Source organism: Microvirga lotononidis (genome assembly GCF_034627025.1).
Classification (GTDB): Bacteria; Pseudomonadota; Alphaproteobacteria; order Rhizobiales; family Beijerinckiaceae; genus Microvirga; species Microvirga lotononidis.
Genome location: NZ_CP141048.1, coordinates 980,067 through 1,001,343, shown reverse-complemented (window position 1 = coordinate 1,001,343; position 21,277 = coordinate 980,067). Strand labels below are relative to the sequence as shown.

Annotated in this window: 21 protein-coding genes; 8 read left to right on the top strand and 13 right to left on the bottom strand. The window is 63.3% G+C overall.

What is annotated here, in order from left to right; genetic code table 11:
* Positions 1-4: 4 nt before the first annotated feature.
* From U0023_RS04715 to U0023_RS04700, 4 genes are read right to left on the bottom strand one after another with little or no spacing between them, the layout of a single operon-like run.
* A complete protein-coding gene (locus U0023_RS04715; RefSeq protein ID WP_009763490.1) occupies positions 5-841 on the bottom strand; it encodes an ABC transporter ATP-binding protein in 837 nt (278 codons plus the stop codon).
* Positions 838-1,770: an ABC transporter permease gene (locus U0023_RS04710; protein WP_009763491.1), complete on the bottom strand. Its 933-nt coding sequence runs from the start codon at positions 1,768-1,770 to the stop codon at positions 838-840. The genes U0023_RS04715 and U0023_RS04710 overlap by 4 nt, the downstream gene beginning before the upstream one ends.
* The gene (locus U0023_RS04705) at positions 1,770-2,828 is read right to left on the bottom strand and encodes an ABC transporter permease (RefSeq protein WP_154661138.1); all 1,059 of its coding nucleotides are present in this window, start codon (positions 2,826-2,828) and stop codon (positions 1,770-1,772) included. Before U0023_RS04705 ends, U0023_RS04710 begins: the two co-directional genes overlap by 1 nt.
* Before the next feature lie 7 nt (positions 2,829-2,835).
* On the bottom strand, positions 2,836-4,431 hold the full coding sequence (locus U0023_RS04700; protein WP_009763493.1) for an ABC transporter substrate-binding protein: 1,596 nt from the start codon (positions 4,429-4,431) through the stop codon (positions 2,836-2,838).
* Between the two features lie 230 nt (positions 4,432-4,661).
* On the opposite strand from U0023_RS04700, the gene argH reads away from it, so the two are divergent.
* The 4 genes from argH (at position 4,662) to U0023_RS04680 (ending at position 8,318) form a co-directional block, all read left to right on the top strand.
* Entirely contained in the window at positions 4,662-6,026 is a 1,365-nt protein-coding gene (argH, locus tag U0023_RS04695; RefSeq protein WP_009763494.1) for an argininosuccinate lyase, read from the top strand.
* Between the two features lie 169 nt (positions 6,027-6,195).
* Complete coding sequence (locus U0023_RS04690; RefSeq protein ID WP_009763496.1) at positions 6,196-6,630, top strand: Hsp20 family protein; 435 nt, start codon at positions 6,196-6,198, stop codon at positions 6,628-6,630.
* 25 nt (positions 6,631-6,655) lie between these two features.
* A complete protein-coding gene (locus tag U0023_RS04685; protein WP_009763497.1) occupies positions 6,656-6,922 on the top strand; it encodes a BQ00720 family protein in 267 nt (88 codons plus the stop codon).
* Between the two features lie 352 nt (positions 6,923-7,274).
* Positions 7,275-8,318: an AraC family transcriptional regulator gene (locus U0023_RS04680; protein ID WP_009763498.1), complete on the top strand. Its 1,044-nt coding sequence runs from the start codon at positions 7,275-7,277 to the stop codon at positions 8,316-8,318.
* Between the two features lie 89 nt (positions 8,319-8,407).
* Here the strand turns inward: U0023_RS04680 and U0023_RS04675 are convergent, their stop codons facing one another.
* From U0023_RS04675 to U0023_RS04655, 5 genes are all read right to left on the bottom strand, one after another.
* A complete protein-coding gene (locus tag U0023_RS04675) occupies positions 8,408-8,818 on the bottom strand; it encodes a hypothetical protein (RefSeq protein WP_009763499.1) in 411 nt (136 codons plus the stop codon).
* Positions 8,819-9,165: 347 nt separating this feature from the next.
* Complete coding sequence (locus U0023_RS04670; RefSeq protein WP_154661139.1) at positions 9,166-9,375, bottom strand: hypothetical protein; 210 nt, start codon at positions 9,373-9,375, stop codon at positions 9,166-9,168.
* Between the two features lie 280 nt (positions 9,376-9,655).
* Positions 9,656-10,993 (bottom strand): TRAP transporter large permease, encoded by a 1,338-nt coding sequence (locus tag U0023_RS04665; RefSeq protein ID WP_009763502.1) that lies wholly within the window; start codon positions 10,991-10,993, stop codon positions 9,656-9,658.
* The gene (locus U0023_RS04660) at positions 10,993-11,577 is read right to left on the bottom strand and encodes a TRAP transporter small permease subunit (RefSeq protein ID WP_009763503.1); all 585 of its coding nucleotides are present in this window, start codon (positions 11,575-11,577) and stop codon (positions 10,993-10,995) included. The genes U0023_RS04665 and U0023_RS04660 overlap by 1 nt, the downstream gene beginning before the upstream one ends.
* A gap of 118 nt (positions 11,578-11,695) precedes the next feature.
* A complete protein-coding gene (locus tag U0023_RS04655) occupies positions 11,696-12,832 on the bottom strand; it encodes a TRAP transporter substrate-binding protein (RefSeq protein ID WP_009763504.1) in 1,137 nt (378 codons plus the stop codon).
* A 288-nt stretch (positions 12,833-13,120) separates the two neighbouring features.
* Here U0023_RS04655 and U0023_RS04650 point away from each other — a divergent pair, with 288 nt between their 5' ends.
* Together U0023_RS04650 and U0023_RS04645 are read left to right on the top strand one after the other, a co-directional pair.
* Complete coding sequence (locus tag U0023_RS04650; protein WP_009763505.1) at positions 13,121-13,495, top strand: hypothetical protein; 375 nt, start codon at positions 13,121-13,123, stop codon at positions 13,493-13,495.
* Between the two features lie 82 nt (positions 13,496-13,577).
* On the top strand, positions 13,578-14,108 hold the full coding sequence (locus tag U0023_RS04645; protein WP_009763506.1) for a DUF2243 domain-containing protein: 531 nt from the start codon (positions 13,578-13,580) through the stop codon (positions 14,106-14,108).
* Here the strand turns inward: U0023_RS04645 and U0023_RS04640 are convergent.
* The 3 genes from U0023_RS04640 to ggt all read right to left on the bottom strand — a co-directional run bounded on the left by U0023_RS04640 (position 14,083) and on the right by ggt (position 18,085).
* Complete coding sequence (locus U0023_RS04640) at positions 14,083-15,273, bottom strand: O-succinylhomoserine sulfhydrylase (RefSeq protein WP_009763507.1); 1,191 nt, start codon at positions 15,271-15,273, stop codon at positions 14,083-14,085. The two genes, U0023_RS04645 and U0023_RS04640, sit on opposite strands and share 26 nt — an antisense overlap.
* A gap of 84 nt (positions 15,274-15,357) precedes the next feature.
* Entirely contained in the window at positions 15,358-16,263 is a 906-nt protein-coding gene (gene rfbD, locus U0023_RS04635) for a dTDP-4-dehydrorhamnose reductase (protein ID WP_009763508.1), read from the bottom strand.
* 64 nt (positions 16,264-16,327) lie between these two features.
* Entirely contained in the window at positions 16,328-18,085 is a 1,758-nt protein-coding gene (gene ggt / locus U0023_RS04630) for a gamma-glutamyltransferase (RefSeq protein WP_009763509.1), read from the bottom strand.
* 189 nt (positions 18,086-18,274) lie between these two features.
* Here ggt and U0023_RS04625 point away from each other — a divergent pair, with 189 nt between their 5' ends.
* Positions 18,275-18,505, top strand: coding sequence for a hypothetical protein (locus U0023_RS04625; RefSeq protein WP_009763510.1), 231 nt, complete (start codon positions 18,275-18,277; stop codon positions 18,503-18,505).
* A gap of 158 nt (positions 18,506-18,663) precedes the next feature.
* Positions 18,664-19,998, top strand: coding sequence for an MFS transporter (locus U0023_RS04620; RefSeq protein WP_009763511.1), 1,335 nt, complete (start codon positions 18,664-18,666; stop codon positions 19,996-19,998).
* On the opposite strand, the gene U0023_RS04615 is transcribed toward U0023_RS04620, so the two are convergent.
* Complete coding sequence (locus tag U0023_RS04615) at positions 19,950-21,110, bottom strand: transglycosylase SLT domain-containing protein (protein ID WP_052600592.1); 1,161 nt, start codon at positions 21,108-21,110, stop codon at positions 19,950-19,952. The two genes, U0023_RS04620 and U0023_RS04615, sit on opposite strands and share 49 nt — an antisense overlap.
* Positions 21,111-21,277: the final 167 nt, after the last annotated feature.

The window sequence follows — 21,277 nt, the reverse complement described above, 5'->3', positions numbered from 1 at the left end:
CCTGTCACAGCGCCCAGGCAGGGTCGCGGTTCAGGGTGGGAAGCGGGCGAACGTCGTCGGCGAGCGTCGGCAGGCAGCGCATGAGCCCCTGCGTATAGGGATGCTTCGCCTCGCGGAGGTTCTTCGCCTCCAGCTCCTCGACCACGCGTCCAGCATACATCACCAGCACCCGGTCGCAGAAGGAGGAGACGAGCTTGAGGTCGTGCGAGATGAAGATCAGCCCCATGCCGCGTTCGGTGACGAGTTCGTCGAGGATGCGCAGGACCTCCATCGACACGGTCACATCCAGGGCCGAGGTCGGCTCGTCGGCGATGAGCAGGTCGGGATCGGTCACGAGCATCATGGCGATCATGGCGCGCTGCCCCATGCCGCCCGAGACCTCGTGCGGGTAGAGCGAGAACACCCGGGCCGGATCGCGCATCTTCACCGCTTCCAGCATGGCGAGCGCCTTGTCGCGGGCTTCCCCGCGACTGGCTTTGGCGTGGGCCTGATACGCCTCGATGATCTGCTCGCCGATGGTCATGACCGGGTTCAGCGAGTATTTCGGGTCCTGCATCACCATGCTGATGCGCCCGCCGCGCAGGGTGCGCAGCGTCCGCTTCGAGGCGGTGAGCAGATCGATCCCGTCGAAGGCGAGGCGCTTGGCCGTCACTTCGCCCGGAGGAGGGGTGAGCCCGAGAATGGCACGCCCCGTCTGCGACTTGCCGGAGCCGGACTCGCCCACGATGCCGAGGCGCTCGCGGCCGAGCTGGAAGGTCACGCCCCGCACCGCTTCCACGGTGCCGGTGCGCAGATGGAAGCGGACGCGCAGGTCTTCGACGTCGAGAAGCGGCTTGGTCATTTGGCAGCCTTCGGATCGAGAACGTCACGCAGGCCGTCGCCCAGCAGGTTGAAGCCGAGGCTCACCACGAAGATGGCGATGCCGGGCATGGCGGCGACCCACCATTGGTCGATGAGATAGTTGCGGCCCGTGGCGACCATCGCGCCCCATTCAGGCATCGGCGGCTGCGCGCCGAGCCCGAGGAAGCCGAGACCCGCTGCCGTCAGGATGATGCCGGCCATGTCGAGGGTCACGCGAACGATGAGCGAGGAGACGCAGAGCGGCACCACATGACCCAGGATGATGCGAGGCGTGGAGGCGCCCTGCAGCTTCACGGCGGCGATGAAATCGCTGTTGCGAACCATCAGGGTCTCGGCCCGCGCGATGCGGGCGTAGGGTGGCCATGAGGTGATCGCAATCGCGATGATGGCGTTCTCGATGCCCGGGCCCAGGGCCGCCACGAAGGCGAGGGCCAGGACGAGGCGCGGGAAGGCCAGGAAGATGTCGGTGATGCGCATCAGCACCGTGTCGACCCAGCCGCCGAGATAGCCCGCGACGGTGCCGACCAGGAGGCCGATGGGCGTCGCGATCAAAGCCACCAGCACCACGACGAAGAGGGTGATGCGCGAGCCGTAGACGATGCGCGAGAAGATGTCCCGCGCCTGGTCGTCCGTGCCGAGCCAGAAAGTCTCGCTTGGGGGCAGCAGGCGCTGGGTGCGCAGGTCGCCGCCGGCCACCGGCGAATAGGGCGCGATGACGTCGGCGAAGAGCGCGACCAGGATCAGCAGCAGGACGATGCCGAGGCCGATCACGGCGAGCGGGTTGCGGGAGAAGGCGCGCCAGCCGAGATAGAAGCGGCCGAGGCGTGCCTGCCAGCGGGAATGCGGCTCCGGCGAGAGCAGCCAGGCCCGCCAGCCGGTCGGATGGGAGAGAGCAGGGGAGCCAGCCATCAGCGGGTCCTCGGATCGAGCAGGCGGTAGAGCAGATCGGACACGAGATTGAGCAGCACGAAGACGGTCCCGATCACGAGGGTTCCGCCGAGCACCGCGTTCATGTCCGCGTTCTGCAGGGAATTGGTGATGTACTGGCCAAGGCCCGGCCATGCGAAGACCGTTTCCGTGAGCACGGAGCCTTCGAGCAGGTTCGCATAGGACAGGGCGATCACTGTGATGAGGGGAACGGCCGCATTGCGCAGGGCATGGCGCCAGATCACGCGCATCTCGGACAGGCCCTTCACCCGCGCGGCGATCACGTATTCCTGCGCCAGCTCGTTGAGCATGAAGGAACGCGTCATGCGGCTGATATAGGCGAGCGAGAAATAGCCGAGCAGACAGGCGGGCAGGAGGACGTGCGAGACGGCATCCCAGAAGGCATCCCACTGGCCCTGCATGGCCGTGTCCAGAAGAACGATGCCGGTGACGGGCGTATAGAGATAGGAATATGTCACGTCGATTCGGCCCGGGCCCGCGACCCAGCCGAGTTTCGCGTAGAACAGCAGCAGGCCCATCAGGCCGAGCCAGAAGATCGGCACCGAATAGCCGACGAGGCCGAGGACGCGCACGAACTGATCGAGGAGGCTGCCGCGCTTGACGGCAGCGAGAACGCCGAGAGGAATGCCCACGATGACACCGATGATCGTGCCGAGCGTCGCGAGTTCCAGCGTCGCCGGGAACACGTTGATGATATCGGTCATCACCGGGTTCGTGGTGAGAACGGAATTGCCGAAATCGCCGGTCGCGGCCTTCTTCACATAGATGACGAACTGCTCGATCAGGGGGCGGTCGAGACCGAGTTCCTGACGGGTTCGCTCGTAGACATGGGCCGGCGCCCGATCGCCGACGATGGCGATGACGGGGTCGATGGGAACGACGCGGCCGATGAAGAAGGTGACGGCGACAAGGCCGAGGAGAGTCGTCGCCAGGACGATGACGAACTGGACGACTTTTTTAAGGAAGGAGCGGAGGGCACCGACGTGCCCTCCGCCCCCGTTCATGACTGCTGAAACCATCGAAGCGTCAGTTCTTCTTCGCTTGGGACACATCGTTGTCGCTGAACGACGGGCCGAGAACGAAGTTCTGTACGTTCTTGCGCACGGCCGCGACTTCAGTCTGCTGCAGGAAGATCACGAACGGACCATCGTCGAGAACCGCCTTCTGCAGCTCTTTGTACATCTGCGCGCGCTTCTCGGCATCACGCTCCATCACGGCGGCGCGGGTCTTGGCGGTCAGCGGACCCGGATCCCAGGCATTGCGCCAAGCGAGCGGCTTGGCCTTCGCGTTGTCCGAGTTGTCGTCGTTCGCCGCGAAGGTGTCGGCGTTGGAGTTCGGGTCCTGATAATCCGAGCCCCAGTTGCCGATATAAATATCGTGCTGGCGGGCACGGTACTTGGTCAGGGCCTGCTTGGAATCCATCGGCAGGATTTCGAGCTTGATGCCGGCCTGGGCAAAAGTCGCCTGCATGGCCTGAGCGACGCCCGTGATCTCCGCCGTGGAACGGGTGTCCATGGTCACGGAGAAGCCGTCCTTCAGTCCGGCCTTGGCGAGAAGCTCCTTGGCCTTGGCGACGTCGAGCTTGTACGGATTGTTGCTCTCGGCGCCGAGGAAGCCCTTGGGCAGGAAGTTCTGGTGAACCTCACCCTTGCTCTTCATGATCGTGTCGGCGATCGCCTGGTAGTCGACCAGGTACTTCAGAGCCTGGCGAACCTCGGGCTTGGCCAGGTTCGGGTTCTTCTGGTTCAGGCCGAGATAATAGACCGTACCCTTCGGAGCGCTTTGAACCGTGATGTCCGGGTTCTTGGAGACGGCTGCGATCTCTTCGGGGTTCAAGCTGCGGGCCACATCGACGTCGCCCTTCTCGAGCAGCAGGCGCTGGCTCGCGGTCTCCTTGATGTGCCGGTAGATCACGCGGGCAAGCGGCGTCTTCTGCTCGTAGTTCGGGTTGCGCTCGAGAACGAGGACCTCGTTCGCCTTCCAGTCCCGCATAATGTAGGGGCCGGAGCCTGCATACTTGGTCTTCAGCCAGTTGTAGCCCCAGTCGCCGTCCTTCTCGTTCTGCGTCAGCAGCTTCTTGTCGACGATGGAGGCGACCGAGTTACCGAGGCAGTAGAGCACCAGGGTCGGGGCGTAAGGCTTGTCGACCTCGAAGGTCAGTTCAAGCGGGCCGGTCTGCTTGATCTTGTCCTTCATGTTGTCCTTCGTCAGGCCGAACTGGCCGAGGATGAAGGCGGGGGACTTGTCGAGCGCCACGGCGCGCTGGAGGGAGTAGACCACGTCCTCGGCGGTGATCGGGTTGCCGGAGGCGAACTTGCGGTTGGGCTTGATCTTGAACGTGTAGGTCTTGCCGTCCGGAGACACGGTCCAGGACTCGGCGACCTGCCCGGAGATCTTGGACACGTCCTTGATGTCGTAGGTGATCAGGCGCTCATAGGTGTTGCCGATGATCTCGGATGCATTCATCTCGAACACCTCGGCTGGGTCGAGCGAGATGATGTCGTCGCTTTGCCAGGCCTGGACCAGGGTGTCCGGCGGGGTCGCCGCCATCACGGCGGAGAAGGAGGTCGCCATCGTGGCAACCATGGCTGCGGATAGGAGGAATTTCGGAAGTCGCTTCATTGGCCATTCCCTTACGGCGATCAGAGCGCCTGTTGTTGCGCCAGTATGAATGCAAATCACACAAGCGCTGTCGAGTCTAGCAACTGGTTTTAAACTGGCAAACATTGCGCACCGTGCTTAATGGGAGGGCAGGGTGGCCTGAGACGGCAAATTGTGGCAAAGGCACCCCGACCCTCTTGATCGGATGAACGACCGTGTCTGAAGAAGCCAAAAAGTCAGGTGCCAACACCATGTGGGGCGGGCGATTCTCGTCTTCGCCCAGCGCGCTCATGGAAGCCATCAACGCCTCCATCGGCTTCGACAAGCGACTGGCTTCCCAGGACATCCAGGGCTCCATCGCCCACAGCGCCATGCTGGCCAAGCAGGGGATCATCGCCGAGAGCGACCGGGACGCGATCCATCAGGGGTTGCAACGGGTGCTGGGCGAGATCGAGTCCGGCTCCTTTACCTTCTCGACGGCGCTCGAAGACATCCACATGAACGTGGAAAGCAGGCTTCGCGAGATCGTCGGCGATCCGGCGGCCCGCCTGCACACGGCCCGCAGCCGCAACGACCAAGTCGCCACCGACACAAGACTCTGGGTGCGCGAGGCCCATGACCGGACGGACGAGCAGCTCACCATCCTGATCCGGGCGCTCCTCGACAAGGCCGAGGCCCATGCCGCCACCGTGATGCCGGGCTTCACCCATCTCCAGAGCGCGCAGCCGGTCACTTTCGGTCATCACCTGATGGCCTATGTGGAAATGTTCGGCCGCGACCGGGGCCGCTTCCGCGATTCCCGCAAGCGCCTGAACGAGTGCCCCCTGGGCGCCGGCGCTCTTGCCGGAACGTCCTTCCCCATCGACCGGCACATGACCGCCCGGGCGCTCGGCTTCGACGGGCCGACCCGCAATTCGCTGGATACCGTGTCCGACCGGGACAGCCTCCTGGAGTTCATGGCGGCGGCCTCCATCTGCGCCATGCACCTGTCGCGCCTGGCGGAAGAAATCATCATCTGGATGTCGGCGCCCTTCGGCTTCGTGAAGCTCCCCGACCGCTGGACCACCGGGTCCAGCATGATGCCGCAGAAACGCAATCCCGATGCTGCCGAGCTGGTGCGCGGCAAGAGCGGCCGCGTCGTCGGCTCGCTGGTGTCCCTGCTGACCGTGATGAAGGGCCTGCCGCTCGCCTACGCGAAGGACACGCAGGAGGACAAGGAGCCGCTCTTCGACGCGGCCGACACCATCGAGATCGTGCTCGCGGCCATGACCGGCATGATCCAGGACCTGGAGCCCGTGCCGGAGCGCATGGCGGCGGTCGCCGGCGCCGGGTTCTCCACGGCGACGGATCTCGCCGACTGGCTGGTGCGCAGCCTCAACATCCCCTTCCGCGATGCCCACCACATCACCGGCCGCATCGTCTCGGAGGCGGAGAAGCGCAGCTGCACCCTGGAGGAGCTCCCCCTGGAGGCCATGCAGGCCGTCGAGCCGAAGATCCACCAGGGCATCTACGACGTGCTGGGGGTCGAGAACTCCGTTCGCTCCCGCACGAGCTTCGGCGGCACCTCGCCCGTGCGCGTGGCCGAGCAGGTCGCCTGGTGGCGGGAGCGGGTCTGATCCGTCCCGTTAACCGTCGCTCCGGGCTCCGGGCGGCGCGCGCCGCCAAGCCCTTGATAGGGCAGGATGCCATCGCCATATTGCCGACAGCGGCCCCTTCCGGGGCCACTTGAGCGCCGCATGAGCGGGCTCAAACCCACCGAAGTGCCTCCAACCTTGGGCTTCGAACATGTCGCGTCAGTCGCCCTTTGGGCATCCGTTCCTGTTAGGCTTCGATGAGATCGAGCAGGCGCTCGACCGTGTCGCTAAAGCGGCAGGAGACGGTTATCCGCCCTACAATATCGAGCGGCTGGCTCGCACCGAACACGCTCCCGAGCGCCTCCGCATCACCCTGGCCGTCGCCGGATTTACCCGGGACCAGCTGGAAGTGACCCTGGAGGAGAACCAGCTCGTCATCCGGGGGCGTCAGTCCGACGACAAGACAAGGCACTTCCTACATCGCGGCATCGCCGCCCGTCAGTTCCAGCGGACCTTCCTCCTTGTCGACGGCATGGAGGTCATGGGGGCGGACCTGTCCAACGGCCTGTTGTCGATCGATCTCGTCCGGCCCGAGCCGGAACGGATCATCCGCAAGATCGACATCATCGCATCGGACAAGGTGTGACGGCATCCGCATCAAGGAGATGTCCATGAATTTCGATATCAAGAACCATTCCGAGCCGGTCCTCGACATTGCCGAGTTGGCGACCCTGGGCTTGGGCCAGATGGCCTATGTGAAGCCGGTCGAGTCCGACGAGGTCGCGCGGCTCTTCCCGCAGGCGCCGAAGCTCCAGCCCGGCATGCGCCTCTTCGCGCTCCTGTCCGCCAGCGGCGAGCCCATCCTGCTGACCGACAATCACGACGCGGCGGTCGCCAATGCCTGGGCGCACGACCTGACGACGGTAAGCCTCCACTGACGAGCCGGCCCCAGAAGTGCAGATCCACTTTTGGGGCCTGTTTCCAGCCGCAGGTATTCCTTGTAGATGACGCGACGGCCCTTTAGGATTGCAAGTTCTCGCAGTGCAGGCAGCGAGCGAAAATGGAATTCAGGGGCGCTACTTCAGGTTGTTTCATAGTATTCCGCTCGACTGAGCGCGCGTCCACTTCTGTCAATTCGAAGAAACAAAATTTCAAACTTCCTATTCGCGGTAATAGATGGGTCTTCACGGCCGACGATATTCAGTGCCGCACCCCGCCAATAACCGGGTGCCGCAGGGCCGCCCGGGCCTTTGACCGGTCGTGCTCCCGCATCGGCTCGTGAGCCGAGACATGGCTACCATCGCGCCCCACGACGTCCAGCCCCAGAGCTTCACGGTCCAGCTCCATCCTGCGCCGGCCAGCCAGATCATCGACGAGATGGTGCAAGCGAAGCGGCTCGACGAGCTGGAGAACGCCCTCAATCTCATCTCTCCGCAGAAATTCGCAAATGCGTCGGCTGGCGATCATGCCAATGGGAAGCTCGCCTTCCGAGGCAAGGCCGAGCTCGGGATCTTTCATGCCCAGATCGGGCGGGACATCGACGTGATCCTGGAGCCGGAGGAGGCGGATGACCGGATGGCTTTCGTCGTGGCATCGTCGGGAGCAGGAGAGTTCTTCTTCAGGGGCAGGACCTATTCCCACTCGGCGAGCCGGGCCATCATCATGCCGTCCGGCTCGGAACGGGCATTTCGGATCGCGCAGGAAACGGAGACGATGGCGCTCCTCGTCAGCCGCGTGACAATGGCGGAATGCTGCGCCAAGCTCCTGGGTCATGACATTCCCGGCTTCATCGACTTCGAGGTCTCGGCCGATCTCGACACTCCGGCCGGGCGCAGCTGGCTGCGCCTGCTCGGCTATGCCGAGGCCCAGATGTCCGACCCCTATTCCTTCGTCCGGCACTCGCCGATGGCCTGGCGCCAGTTCGAGCAGCAGCTGCTCACCGGCTTCCTGCTCTCGCAGCAGCACGAATACTCGCAGGCTCTGCTCGCCCCGCAGGCGGCGGCGGTGCCGTTCTATGTCAGGCGCGCGGAGGCCTACATCGAGGCGCATTTCGCCGAGCCGCTGTCCCTGGCCGATATCGCCGCGCAGGCCGGGGTGAGCGCCAGGAGCCTGCAGAACGGGTTCCAGAGCTTCCGCCACATCACGCCGATGATGTTCCTGCGCTCCGTGCGGCTGCACCGGGCGCATGCGGCGTTGCAGGCGGCCGATCCGGCGCTGGTGACGGTGACGGAGATCGCGCTGGCCTGCGGCTTCCGGCATGTGGGCGAGTTCGGCATGGCCTATCGCCGCGTCTTCGGCGCCACCCCCGGCCAGACCCTCAACAAAAGGCGTTGAGCATCATCCGGTCTCATGCCGAGGCCGTTCTCGACAGCCGCGGAAATCGGGGTGCCGGGGTGGTGAGTTCCGCCCCGGCACGATGCCGGTCACTCGGCCGGCGTCAGATGAGGCGTCGGCGACGAAGCGGCGTCGCGGGACGGCTTGAAGACGAAATAGGCGAACAGAACCATGGCGGCGAGCACGACCAGGGATGCAATCCCAGCAAGCGGATCGAAAGCTTCATATCCCAGATGAAGAGCGGCGACCGCGATGGTCAACAGAACAGTCCCAGCCGACCATACAGCGACCTGGACCAGGGCCAGCCGGCTCTTATCGAGGGCGGGCCGGCGCTCGTAATAAATGCCGAAAAGGAAGAGCGACACCCACCCGAGCAGGTTGAGATGTGCATGAGCAGGCATGATCGAATGATCCTGGGAAGCGGCCATGCCAATTCCCATCGCCATACCGGCGATGACGAAAAGAACGGCAAGCCTGAAGCTGAGTGACGACGCGGTCATAAGGTCCTCCTGAAAGTATTCCCGGCTGTTTGCTTATGTTTTCACTACACCGGCGAACAGAATGTCCGATGTGTGGAAAATCACAACTGTGATTCCATGAATGTGGCGTTTATATACGTTATTTCGTATGGCTATGTAAATAGGGTTACGGAGCGAGGTTTAAGCCGCTCAACGTGCTCCGTGCAAAAAGAAACGGCCCGCAAAAGGCGGGCCGTTTCGACAATTCTCGTCGAGGTCAGCTGCGTTGAGTCACACGCCCCTCGCGCGAACCCGCGGTCTTCTGCTTCCGGGTTTTCGCCTTCTTCCAGGATGGTCTCATCCGGGCTTTCCGTGCCATTGCCACACTCCTACGGTTCGGGGTTTCCTTCAGCCATCGTGATAGGACGCTCGGTCCTGTCCAGACCCTTGCGCTGATCGTTCTCTTCCAGCCGGCGGTCGGCGGAGGATCCTTCGTTCCGGATCCGATGCCCGGAATTGCCCTCGGTCGGAGGCGCGACGCTGGTGTTCACGCTCCGCTCGGCCAATCCTCGATCACGGCCTTCAGACTTGCCGGACATGGGCTCATCCGTTTCGTTGAGCATCGCCGCGCTGCGAGCCGGATCCCGTGCCCTGCAGGCTCCGGAGAGCATGTTCACAGCGCTCCACGTGGCTTTCCGCGCGCCGCTGCATCTCCTGGGCGTTATGACAAGGATTCTCGACATCCTGATGGCAGAACTGACATCTCATGATCGCCTCCTTTTGCAGCATGAGCAGGAGGCCAACGTGAAGGCGATGCCAGGGTTCCGTTGCTCGAAAGGCCGCTCCACGGCGAAGCTTCGAAGGTGCGGTCCGCTGATCTCAGCCGTAGAGATAGCGCGGCAGCCAGAGGCCGATTTCCGGAAAGGTGTAGAACATCGCCATGGCGACGATCACGAGCAGCAGGAACGGCATGACGCCGGCGAAGATGTCGTTGATGTTCACGTGAGGCGGCGCGATTCCCTTCAGATAGAAGGGCGCCATGGCGACCGGCGGCGACAGGAACGACGTCTGGATGTTGAGGGCGATCAGCACGCCGAAGAAGACCGGGTCGATACCGAAATTGTCGAGGAGCGGCAGGAAGATCGGCACGAAGATCACGACGATCTCCGTCCATTCCAGCGGCCAGCCGAGCACGAAGATGATCACCTGCGTCATGATCAGGAACCAGAAGGGCGACAGGTTCAGATGCGTGACGAATTGCTCGATCGGCTGATGACCGCCGAGAAAGGCGAAGATCGACGAGAAGATGAAGGAACCCACGAAGAGCCAGCACACCATGGCCGATGTGCGCGCGGTGAGGATCACCGATTCCTTGAGCTTGCCGAAGGTGAGGGAGCGGTATGCGGCCGCGAGCAGGAGACTGCCGAGGGCGCCCACGGCGGCGGCTTCCGTCGGCGTCGCGATGCCGAAGAAGATCGCGCCGAGGACGGAAAGCATGAGCACGGCGAGCGGAAAGAACGACGTTCCCAGCGACCAGACGATCTTCACAAGGGGATATCGCCGGTTCTCCGCCGGTATCTTCGGAGCGAGGCTCGGATTGAGGGCGCAGCGGACCAGAACATAGAGGATGTAAAGCCCGGCGAGCATCAAGCCCGGAAACAGGGCTCCTGCATAAAGCTTCGGCACGGACACGCCCGCCGTCGCGCCGTAAAGGATCAGCATCACGCTCGGCGGGATGAGGATGCCGAGACAACCGCCTGCGCAGACCACGCCGGCCGACAGGCGTATGTCGTAGCCGGCGCGCAGCATGGCCGGGAAGGCGAGAAGACCCATGAGGGTCACGACCGCGCCGACGATGCCCGTCGCGGTGGCGAACATGGCGCAGGTCACCAGGGTCGCGATGGCGAGCGAACCCGGCAGCCCGCCGACGGCGATCTGGATCGAGTGGAACAGGCGGTCGAGGATGTTCGCCCGTTCGATGATGTAGCCCATGAAGACGAAGAGCGGAATGGCCACGAGCGTATCGTTCGTCATCACCGAATAGGCGCGCTGGACAACCAGCGCGAAGACGATGTCGCCCATGGCGAAGTAGCCGAAGCCGAAGCCCAACGCCATCAGCGTGAACGCGATAGGAAATCCGAACATGATGAAAACCACGAACAGGCCGAGCATCAGCACGCCCAACTCGGGATTCCCCAGCTCCCATGATGCCAGCATCAGACAGTCCCCTTCGTAAGGCCTTCTTGTTCGGCTTGTTCGAGAATGAGCTTTTCCGTTTCTTCCACGTCGTGAAGGCGCGGGGGCCAATCGCCGTTGCGCAGGCACGCGATGCAGCGGATGAGTTCCGCCAGCCCTTGGAACGCCATCAACACGCCCACGATGGGAATGAGCGCCTTGAACGGATAGATCGGCGGCCCGTTCGGCGAGTTCATCGAATGCTCGTTCATCATCCAGGACATCTGCGTGAACGGCAGGCCGGCATAGATGAACGCAAGGATGCCGGGAAAGAAGAACAGGACGTAGAGCACGAGATCCAGTCCCGCTTGCCGTCGGGGAGGCCAGTTGCGATAGAGGAAATCGCCTCTCACATGATTGTTGCGGGCCAAGGCATAGGGTCCGGCCACCATGAAGAGCAGGCCGTAGAGCATGTAGCTCGCATCGAAGGCCCATTCCGTGGGCGAGCGCAGCACATAGCGCGAGAACACCTCGTAGCAGACGGCGAAGGTCAGGGCGACGATGGACCAGGCGACCGCTTTGCCGATGAACGTGTTGATGCGGTCGATGAGATAGGCAAAGCGCATGGATCGAAGCCTTTTCACGAGTCTTCGGGACGTGTCGTGGGAGCGGCACGCGCGGCGCCGCTCCAGGTCTGGGGAAAGGGCTTTTCAGGCGTGAACGGTCGGGCGCCGGTTTGTTGCGTCAGGTCGCCTTGAAGAAATGCTCGTAGGCCATCTCGCGCGACGGTTCGTTCAACCGCTCATAGGCATAGGTGCGCTGCACCCAGGCCTTCTGGCTGTCGATCACTTTCTTGAAGAACGGGTCCTTCGAGAACTCGTCGATGACCTTGTTCCAGGCGTCGAGCTGCGCCTGCAGCACGGATTCCGGTGTCTTCGTCACCTTGACGCCGCGGGCGCGGATGGCCTCAAGATCCTTCGAGTAGCGGTCGAGGGCCTTCCAGGACATGTCGGCGGATTCCGACTCCGCGGCATATTTGACGATGGCCTTCAATTCGGGCGCGAGCGCGTCGTACTTCGTCTTGTTGAAGAGGAGCTCGAAGGTCTCGCCCGATTGGTGATAGCTCTGGAGCATCAGGATCTTCGACACGTCGGGGAAGCCGAGCACCAAGTCCGAGGACGGGTTGTTGAACTCGGCGCCGTCGATGACGCCGCGCTCCAGCGCCGGAACGATTTCGCCGCCGGCCAGAATGGTGACGGCGGCGCCGAGCTGGCGATTGAGGTCTGCGGCCAGCCCCACCGTGCGGTATTTCAGGCCCTTGAAGGCATCTGCGGACGTCACCTCGCTCTTGAACCAACCGAGCGGCTGCGCCGGCATGGGACCGGAGAGGAAGCCCACGATGTTGAGCTTCAGGATCTGGTTCTGAAGCTCGTTGTAGAGATCGTAGCCGCCACCGTAATTCATCCATCCGAGGAAGGAATTCGCGTCCCAACCGAAGGACGGGCCGGTGCCGAACAGCGCGTAGGCTTTGTTCTTGCCGTACCAATAGGCGGCGACACCGTGGCCGCCGTCGAGAATGCCCGCATGGACGGCATCCTGCAGCTGGAAGGCTGGAACGATGGCGCCGGAGGCGAGAACGTCGATCTTCAGACGCCCGCCGGACATGTCGTTCACGCGCTTGGCGAAGTCGTTACAGAATTCGTGGAAGATATCGCGGTTCGGCCAAGTCGATTGGAATTTCCATGTGGCCGTCTGGGCTCTGGATACCTGGGGAGCCGCAATCGTTGCCGCTGCTCCCAAGCCGGCAACCTGCAGGAACCGGCGACGCGATTGCTTGGATACGCTCGAAGACTTTGACGTAGACAAATGACCTTTCTTCACGGCTTCCTCCCTCACCCCTGTTTATTGTGAAGGATCGCGTTTTCTTGTGATGGCACGCGTTATTCCTTACTCGATGGTGCGTCATTTTGGCAGGGCATGCAAGTAGGGTAGAAGAACTCTGATCGACGCGTGAAGAGAGCCGATTTTTTACTTTCGAAGATCATACTAATGCTACGACATTAGTCGTAGGTGCAGTGCATGATGACCGCTCTTCGATAGGTCAGTTACGGTAATTCGTGAGGAACCAAGAGGCCCGTGGCCTGTTCACACCCATTCGTGGAGGTTCCGATGAAAACTGCTTTCCTTCTCGCCGCCGGTCTCGTTTGCCTTGCAACAGGCGCCCTGAGCCAGGAATCATCGCGAGATCGTGATGATGCCGGACGCGGCGGCTGGCACGACAGGCGTGACGGATGGGATCGCGACATGGACCGCCGCCGAGGCTCGATGATGCGCGACGACGATGAGGAAGGCCGCGGCAGCCGCGACGGGCGGGGAGCGCGCTTCTTCCTGCGCAGCGGCGACACGCAGCTTCGCGTCGTCTGCGGCAATCGCGAATCCACGCAAACCTGCGTCGACGCGGCTTTGCGAATGTTCGACCGCATGCAGTCCCAGCAGGGAACGGCGGCGAGAACGCCCTCGGCTCCCGCCCAGCCGCCTCAGTGAGGCTTACTTTTTGAACAGCGCCGCGTTGGGTGCGGAAAGCCGGATTCACTTTTCCGCACGATGCTCCAGGATCTGATGCGCCATGCACAGTGAGACGTCTCGTCCAAGCGCAGGCTTTCCCGTCTCAGCCGGCATCTTCTTCGGTCTCGGCCTCGGAGGGTTCTTCGACGGGATCGTCCTGCATCAGCTGCTTCAATGGCACCACCTCGTCACGGCTGCCGGCTACCCGCCCGACAGCATCGAGAACCTAAAGGTCAACACGTTCTGGGACGGGCTCTTCCACGTGCTCACCTACGCGTTCGTCGCCGTCGGCCTGGGGCTTCTCTGGCGGGCTGCGCGGCGCACCCACATCAGCTGGTCGAGCAAGCTGCTCTTCGGCACGCTGCTGATCGGCTTCGGGCTGTTCAATCTGGTCGAGGGGCTCGTCAACCATCAGATCCTCGGCCTCCACCACGTCAACGAGACCGTGCCCCGGGAGCAATGGATCTACTGGGACCTCGGTTTCCTGACCTGGGGCGCGGCCATGCTGGTTGCCGGGTGGCTCCTGCTGCGATCAGGCCGGCGCGAGACCGGATCGCAATTGGAAGTCAGACGCTCTCAAGGGCATTGGTAAGATCTGCCAGTAAGTCATCACGATGTTCCAGCCCGACCGACAGGCGCACGAGGCCGTCCGGGATGTTCATCTCTGCCCGCTGCTGCGGGGTGAATCGCTGGTGGGTCGTTGTCGCCGGATGGGTGACGAGGCTTTTCGCATCGCCCAGATTGTTCGAGATCCGGACGAGCCGGAGAGCGTTCAGGAATTGGAAAGCCCCGGCTTTTCCGCCCTTTACGTCGAGGGCGATCATCGTGGAGGCGCCGCTCATCTGGCGCCGGATCAGGTCCGCCTGGGGATGGTCGGGGCGTCCCGGGTAGATCAGCCGCTGGAGCTTGGGGTGGTCGTGGAGCGCATCCGCGAGATAGCCGGCCGTGACCGTCTGCCTCTCGACCCGCAGGGGAAGCGTCTCCAGGCCCTTCAGGAGAACCCAGGCATTGAAAGGCGATATGGAAGGTCCTGTCATGCGCAGGAACTGCTGAACCTTGGTCTCGATGAACTCGGTCGAGGCCAGGATCACGCCGCCCAGACATCGGCCCTGTCCGTCGATGTGTTTCGTTGCGGAATAGACGACGCAATCGGCCCCGAGGGCCAGGGGCTTCTGGAAGAGGGGCGTGGCGAAGACGTTGTCGACGGTCAGCGTCGCGCCGGCCTCGTGGGCAATGGCGGCCACACCCGCGATATCGATGACGTCCAAGCCCGGATTGGTCGGCGTTTCAAGCAGAAAGGCCTTCGTCTCCGGCCGGACCGCCGCGCGCCACTGGTCGAGGTCCTGTCCATCGACGAGGGTACAGCCAACGCCGAAGCGAGGCAGGAAATCCTCCACCACCCACCGGCAGGACCCGAAGAGCGCCCGCGCCGCCACCACATGGTCGCCGGCCTGGACCTGCCCGACCATGGCGGCCGTCACGGCGGCCATGCCGCTCGCAGTCGCCCGCGCCGCCTCGGCTCCTTCCAGGGATGCGATGCGCTGCTCGAAGGCATCGACCGTGGGATTGGAATAGCGGCTGTAACTGTAGCCGGGCTCCTCGTTCAGGAAGCGCCGTTCGGCGCTTTCCGCGCTCTCATAGACGAAGCCCTGCGTCAGGAAGAGCGCCTCCGACGTCTCGCCGAAGGGCGTGCGTTGGTGGCCCTCGTGAACGAGGCGGGTTTCGAGGCGGTAATCGGGGTGCTGCGGCGAGGTCATGAAACGATCCTACGATTGTTCTTTAAAAAGAACAATCGTCTTATTTTGCGGACGGTTTCATAATATCCTTCTCTTGCTCCGCCGTCAGCGCAAGACTTCCTTCCGCGCTTCCTCGATCAGCCGCTTCACGCAAGACTCGAGCGAGGAGCGCCAGGGTGGGAACTCGACACCATGGACATCCTTCAGCTTGCCGCAATCGAGCCTGGAATTGGCTGGGCGCTTGGCCGGCGTCGGATAGTCGGCCGTCGCGATCGGCCGGACTTTGGCCGAGGGGCCGCCGAACCGGGCAGACAAGGCGAAGATCTCCTTGGCGAATTCCGCCCAGTTCGCAAAGCCTGTTCCGGTCATGTGAAACAGCCCGCGCAGACTCCGGTCCTCGGGTCTTTCGAGGAGATTGCGGCTGACCGCGAAAATGCCGTCGGCGATGTCGAGGGCGCTCGTGGGCGATCCGTATTGGTCTCCCACCACCCCAAGCTCGTCCCGGTCGGCGGCGAGGCGCAGCATGGTCTTCACGAAGTTCTTGCCGAAGGGGCTGTAGACCCAGGCGGTGCGCAGGATCACGTGATTCTCCGCCTCGGCCGCCACGGCTTCCTCGCCCAGAAGCTTCGAGGCGCCATAGGCTCCGAGCGGCGAGACCGGATCATCCTCGCGGTAGGGGCGGTCGGCCGTGCCGTCGAAGACGTAATCGGTGGACAGATGGATGACCGGTATGTTCATGGCCGCTGCCGTACCGGCCACGACGCCTGCGCCGATGCCGTTGATGGCCTCAGCCAGCTCCCGGTCGGATTCGGCCTGGTCCACGGCCGTATAGGCGGCGGCATTCACGATCACGTCGCCGCCGGTGTCGATCAGGGCGTCTTCAATGCCCGACGGATCGGCAAGATCGAGCTTGGGTCGGCCGACGAGCACTGCCTGCGCGCCGTGAGCCCGCGCACGCTCCGCCAGCGCACGCGCGACCTGTCCTTCCTTGCCGACGACGATGATACGCATGGACCCCCGCAATCCTCTTCGATGATGCAAGCGGCCCTATCGGAATAGGGCCGCCTGAGCAAGATCAGTCGTTGCCGATGGCAACGCCCTCACGACGGCTGTCGGCGCCGCCGACCAGCCCGTCGGGCGTCACGACGATAGCATGGATGCCGGAATTCTGGTCGATCAGCTTGACCTCGTGGCCCTTCGCTTCGAGAGCGGCCTTCCAGCCTTCGGCTTCCGTCCCGGCTTCGAGTTCCGTCGGGCCGTTGCGGCTTCCCACATTGGGAAGATCGGCGGCAACCTGGGGGTCGAGCTTCCAGTCGAGAAGGCCCACAAGGGTCTTGGTCACATAGTTGATGATCAGGCTGCCGCCCGGAGAACCCACGACGGCATAGAGCTTGCCGCTGCCATCGAGCACGATGGTCGGGGCCATGGAGGAGCGAGGGCGCTTGCCGGGCTCGACACGATTGGCAATGGGCTTGTCGTCCTCGGTCGTGGCGAAGGAGAAATCCGTCAGCTCGTTGTTGAGCAGGAAACCGCTCTTCGTCATCAGCCGCGATCCGAACCCGTCCTCGATGGTGGTCGTCATCGACACCGCGTTGCCGTTGCGATCCACGATGGACATGTGGCTCGTGCCGAACTCGATCCCGTCGGACGGGCCCCAGAGGAAGGTCTTCTGGAAGGGCGGGTCGCCGGGCTTCGCCTTACCCATGGACTTGCCCGGATCGATCAGCGCGGCGCGGCTCTTGATGTAGCCGGGATCGGTCAATCCCCTGACCGGCACGTTCACGAAGGCGGGGTCGGCCACGAAGAGAGCCCGGTCGGCGTAAGCCAGGCGGCCCGCCTCGGCGATCCAGTGCACCGAATCCGGCCCGGGCTTCAGGGAGGCCATGTCCTGCGTTTCCAGGATGCCCATGATCTGCTGCACGGCGACCTGACCGGAACTCGGCGGACCCATGCCGCAGATCCTGTAGGTCCGGTAGTTCCCGCAAAGGGCTTCGCGCTCCTGGACCTTGTAGCCCTTAAGATCGTCCAGCGTCATGTCGCCGGGATTCGTGGCATGACCCGTCACCGTGGTCACGATGTCCTGGGCGATCTCGCCCGTATAGAAGGCGTCGGCGCCTTTCTCGGCGATGGTCCGCAAGGTCTTGGCGAAGGCCGGGTTCTTGAGAACCGTTCCCACGGCCTTCGGCGTGCCGTCAGCCTCATAGAAATAGGCCCGCGCCACGGGATCGTTCTGGAGAAATTTCTCCTGGGTCAGGAGCCCATTCAGGCGCGGCGAAATCGCAAAGCCTTCCTCTGCGAGGCGGGCCGCCGGTTCGATCACCTGCTGCCAGGAGAGCTTGCCCCAGTTCCTGTGAGCCGCTTCGAGCAGGCGCAACGTTCCCGGCACGCCGACCGAGCGGCCGCCGACCACGGCATCGTAGAATTTCATCGGCTTGCCGTCGGGCCCGAGAAAACGCTCGGGCTTGGCTGCGGCCGGAGCGGTCTCCCGACCGTCGAGGGTGGTCATGGTCTTCCCATCCCAGAAAACCATGAAGGCGCCGCCGCCGACACCGGAACTCTGCGGCTCCACGAGATTGAGAACGAGCTGCACGGCAACCGCCGCGTCGACGGCGCTCCCACCGGCCGCCAGGATCTCCCGTCCGGCCTGCGCGGCCAGGGGATTGGCGGCGGCAACCATGTCTTTCGTCGCCGTTCCGACGGATTTGGCCGTGAGCCCCGTGGGAGCCTCCGGTGCGGGGGCGAGAGCCTGCGCGCAAACCGGGCCGGGGAGGGCGATGCCTGCGAGAAGGCCCAGGCTTAGAAGATTTCGTCGAAGAGCGTTGTGAGTGATCATGCGGCGTGCTTCCTCTCTGGTTCTTCGGTCCCATGGGGAAGGATCAGCCTAACAAAGGATCATCCCTTTGCGCCACTTCCATCAGATCTACGAAAAGAAGAAAATCCGCATTTGCTGCGATGCAATAACACACTCCTGTCACTCTTTTCCGGCAGGGTGCGATTCGTGATGCGGAGAAGGGAGCAGGACATGTATTCATATAATCTGTTCCGAAGCACGAAACCGGACGGACTGGTTTGTGCCGTCCCGGAAGAGCGCTCCGTCCCTTCATTCGTCGTCGAGCCGCATTGGCAATTCGGCGGGCGGATCGAAAGCCAGGACGCTCCTCTCGGGTTCGACCGGAAGGCCGCCATGGAAGGCGTGCGCTTCAACGGTTTCTATCTTTTTGCGAGCTTTCAGAAGGACCGCCCGGGCCATTGAGGTCCGGCGGTTTTCCTCGCATGTCCGGATGATCCGGCCGGGCATGCCGAACCGACTAAAGAACACCTCCTCAACTCCGATCGAAACTTGATCTTAAGCGGCACCTGTTCTCTATCTGACGGACTTTCACGCCCGCCGCTTTTCATGCCGATTCGATTGTGAACTCCTCCCTCGCCCTTATCTGGACCATCACGGCCGCAACCACCCTGCTGCAGGCCGGCAACGGTCTGCTTCAGGCGCTCATGCCCTTGCGCATGCAGGCCGAGGGGATCTCGGTCGCGTCCATCGGCGTCGTGGCGGCTGCTTACGGGCTCGGCTTCTCGACAGGCTGTTTCCTGGCCCCGAGCTTCATCCGGCATGTGGGTTACATCCGGGCCTTCGCCAGCCTTGCGGCGGTGGTGGCTGTCCTGATCCTGGCCATGACCCAGGCGCACTCGACCTTGGCCTGGATCCTTCTGCGTGGACTGACCGGCGTCACGCTCGCCTGCATCTTCACCGTGACGGATGGGTGGATCAGCGCCCGCGCCACTTCGAGCCATCGCGGGCGGATCCTGTCGATCTACATGATCTGCACCAAGGTCGCCCTGATGCTGTCTCCCCTCGGGATCGGCCTCGGCAACATCCGCACGGACGGCTTGTTCATGACCGTCAGCGCCTTGATCACGCTCTCGCTCCTGCCGATCGCCGCAACGACGACGAAGGAACCGGCCGCCCCGCAAGGCGTGCGGATCGAGGTCCGGAAGCTGTTCGCCGCCGCGCCATCCGCCGTGGTCGGCGCTTTCGTCGTGGGATTGGTCAATGGCCCGGTCATTGCCATCACGCCCGTTTTCGGCGTCAGCATCGGATTGAGCCAGGACCAGGCGGCGGCCCTTCTCTTCGCCCTGCAGGCCGGCAGCCTGGCCATGCAATGGCCGCTCGGGTGGCTCTCCGATCGGGCGGACCGGCGCTATGTGATCGCTGGTCTGGCCGCAGGGACGAGCCTCGTGTCGCTTTTGATCCTCTGGGCCAGCGCCCAGGGCGCAAATCTGCTGGTTCTATGGTCTTTCGCAGCCTGGGGCGGCTTGGCTCTCTGCATCTACTCGGTCTGCGTGGCCCATGCCTGCGACATCGTCGATCCGGGTCAGATCGTGTCCACCGTCGGGACATTGCTGTTTTCCTGGGCCGCCGGCGTCACCGTCGGGCCTCTGTTCGGCGCAGCCGCCATGGAGATGATGGGGCCGAAGGGGTTGTTCATCTACTCGGGCGTGGCTTCGCTTGGGCTCGTCGCGTTCATCGTGATGCGGATTCTCCAGGTGGACCGCTCACCGGCCAAGGGCGGCTTTACGGTCGTCGCGACCACCAGCTCGGCCGCCGCAAGCCTGACGCACCGCACGGACGTCCAGCCTGCCGAGGGCCAGGCCTCCGCGGAAGACAGGCCGCATGGGGTGGACGCACTTGCGTCCGATCAGAAGCCTGAGGCGTCAGCCGTAGCGCGGGCCGACACGGCCTCGTAACGATTGAGCCTCTTGTCGATCATCCCGTCGATCTTGTCGTAGACCTCGGCCACGCTGAGCTGGCGGGTCTTCTTGCCGTCCTTGGTGAAGAACAGCGACTTGTTGGACTTGGCTGCGGCCGGGAACGCATCCGGAGCGCTCTTCTTCGGGGTGTCGTCCACCAGGGCGATGAATCGGCTGGCGCTGTCGACGCCGAAGAAGTGAGAAAGGTAGAACTCCGACCGGCTCAGCTGGCGCCCGAGCTTGGCTTCGATCTTGGCCTTGTCGCGCTTCATCATCTCGGCTGCCATGAGGGCCGAGATGAAGGGGTTGCGGCGCAGGCCGAGAATGTGCTGGCGCATGATGGGATCCGCGACATCGATCTTGGCCCCGGCACCTGAAATTGCCTCGGCTTCGGCCGTCAGTCCATGGAGAGGACCGAACGAGCGGACCGCATCGAGCCACGTGCTGGTGATGAACTGGAACAGGCCGACGGCGGAGGACGTCGAGGCCTTGTTGCCGGGCAGGAAGCTCGATTCCTTGTCGGCCAGGGCCATCATGTAGACCGGATCCGCGCCTGTGAGCTTGGATGCCCGCAGGATCGTATCGACGATCCAGACGGGAACCCGCATCTCCTCGAATTCCATGAATTCCGTGAGTTCGCGGGAAACCGGTTCTTCGTCCTTCGCGCTCTCGGAGACGGGTGTATCGATCAGAGGTATGGACAGGATGATCTGCTTCTGAAGTTCTGCAACCGTCGTATCCGCGGGCGCCACCGGAACGATGGCTTCAAGCGGATCGGCGGGGGCTGCTTCGTGATCGGACATGGAGAACGGGGCTGCCGCATGAGCTGGCGGCAACCGGATGGCATCCGGTCCGGCGCCGAGGGCCGGCGGCAATGCGGTCCAGGCCTCGGCGGCCGAGGCGGAATGCGTGTGAACCGCCGTACCGATGGCAATCGTCAGGCATGCGCTGAGACCGAAGCACTTGGTGAGGTCCAGCAGAGTTCTCCCTCCCTGCGAGGGTACGCGGCAGGCGTCGACGAGCGACCGGAAACCGGTCTTCTTTTGGTTCTCAAGGCAAATAGCCGTCTGCTGGCATGCGTCCTGAGACGCTGTCAGAGCGATTTGCATATGGATATGTCCCCGCAAATGCACCGTTTCTCCGCCACGGCGGGTGCACGGTCGTTCTTCGTTTGACGAGGCAAGTATGTGATGGGCTGATATGTCCAGAATGGGTCAGCTTGGCGTTAAAAATTCGATTATGTTCCAAGGTGCGACCATTTGTACGAGTTTATTAA

What these genes read in the sequence shown, in the direction of transcription:
- U0023_RS04665 (WP_009763502.1), bottom strand. Translation starts at nt 10,993, where the DNA reads ATGCTGGCATCATGGGAGCTGGGGAATCCCGAGTTGGGCGTGCTGATG.
- U0023_RS04640 (WP_009763507.1), bottom strand. Translation starts at nt 15,273, where the DNA reads ATGACCTCGCCGCAGCACCCCGATTACCGCCTCGAAACCCGCCTCGTT.
- U0023_RS04615 (WP_052600592.1), bottom strand. Translation starts at nt 21,110, where the DNA reads ATGCAAATCGCTCTGACAGCGTCTCAGGACGCATGCCAGCAGACGGCT.
- U0023_RS04675 (WP_009763499.1), bottom strand. Translation starts at nt 8,818, where the DNA reads ATGACCGCGTCGTCACTCAGCTTCAGGCTTGCCGTTCTTTTCGTCATC.
- U0023_RS04625 (WP_009763510.1), top strand. Translation starts at nt 18,275, where the DNA reads ATGTATTCATATAATCTGTTCCGAAGCACGAAACCGGACGGACTGGTT.
- U0023_RS04685 (WP_009763497.1), top strand. Translation starts at nt 6,656, where the DNA reads ATGAATTTCGATATCAAGAACCATTCCGAGCCGGTCCTCGACATTGCC.
- U0023_RS04715 (WP_009763490.1), bottom strand. Translation starts at nt 841, where the DNA reads ATGACCAAGCCGCTTCTCGACGTCGAAGACCTGCGCGTCCGCTTCCAT.
- U0023_RS04705 (WP_154661138.1), bottom strand. Translation starts at nt 2,828, where the DNA reads ATGGTTTCAGCAGTCATGAACGGGGGCGGAGGGCACGTCGGTGCCCTC.
- U0023_RS04670 (WP_154661139.1), bottom strand. Translation starts at nt 9,375, where the DNA reads ATGTCCGGCAAGTCTGAAGGCCGTGATCGAGGATTGGCCGAGCGGAGC.
- U0023_RS04660 (WP_009763503.1), bottom strand. Translation starts at nt 11,577, where the DNA reads ATGCGCTTTGCCTATCTCATCGACCGCATCAACACGTTCATCGGCAAA.
- rfbD (WP_009763508.1), bottom strand. Translation starts at nt 16,263, where the DNA reads ATGCGTATCATCGTCGTCGGCAAGGAAGGACAGGTCGCGCGTGCGCTG.
- U0023_RS04710 (WP_009763491.1), bottom strand. Translation starts at nt 1,770, where the DNA reads ATGGCTGGCTCCCCTGCTCTCTCCCATCCGACCGGCTGGCGGGCCTGG.
- U0023_RS04650 (WP_009763505.1), top strand. Translation starts at nt 13,121, where the DNA reads ATGAAAACTGCTTTCCTTCTCGCCGCCGGTCTCGTTTGCCTTGCAACA.
- U0023_RS04700 (WP_009763493.1), bottom strand. Translation starts at nt 4,431, where the DNA reads ATGAAGCGACTTCCGAAATTCCTCCTATCCGCAGCCATGGTTGCCACG.
- U0023_RS04690 (WP_009763496.1), top strand. Translation starts at nt 6,196, where the DNA reads ATGTCGCGTCAGTCGCCCTTTGGGCATCCGTTCCTGTTAGGCTTCGAT.
- U0023_RS04645 (WP_009763506.1), top strand. Translation starts at nt 13,578, where the DNA reads ATGCACAGTGAGACGTCTCGTCCAAGCGCAGGCTTTCCCGTCTCAGCC.
- U0023_RS04680 (WP_009763498.1), top strand. Translation starts at nt 7,275, where the DNA reads ATGGCTACCATCGCGCCCCACGACGTCCAGCCCCAGAGCTTCACGGTC.
- ggt (WP_009763509.1), bottom strand. Translation starts at nt 18,085, where the DNA reads ATGATCACTCACAACGCTCTTCGACGAAATCTTCTAAGCCTGGGCCTT.
- argH (WP_009763494.1), top strand. Translation starts at nt 4,662, where the DNA reads ATGTGGGGCGGGCGATTCTCGTCTTCGCCCAGCGCGCTCATGGAAGCC.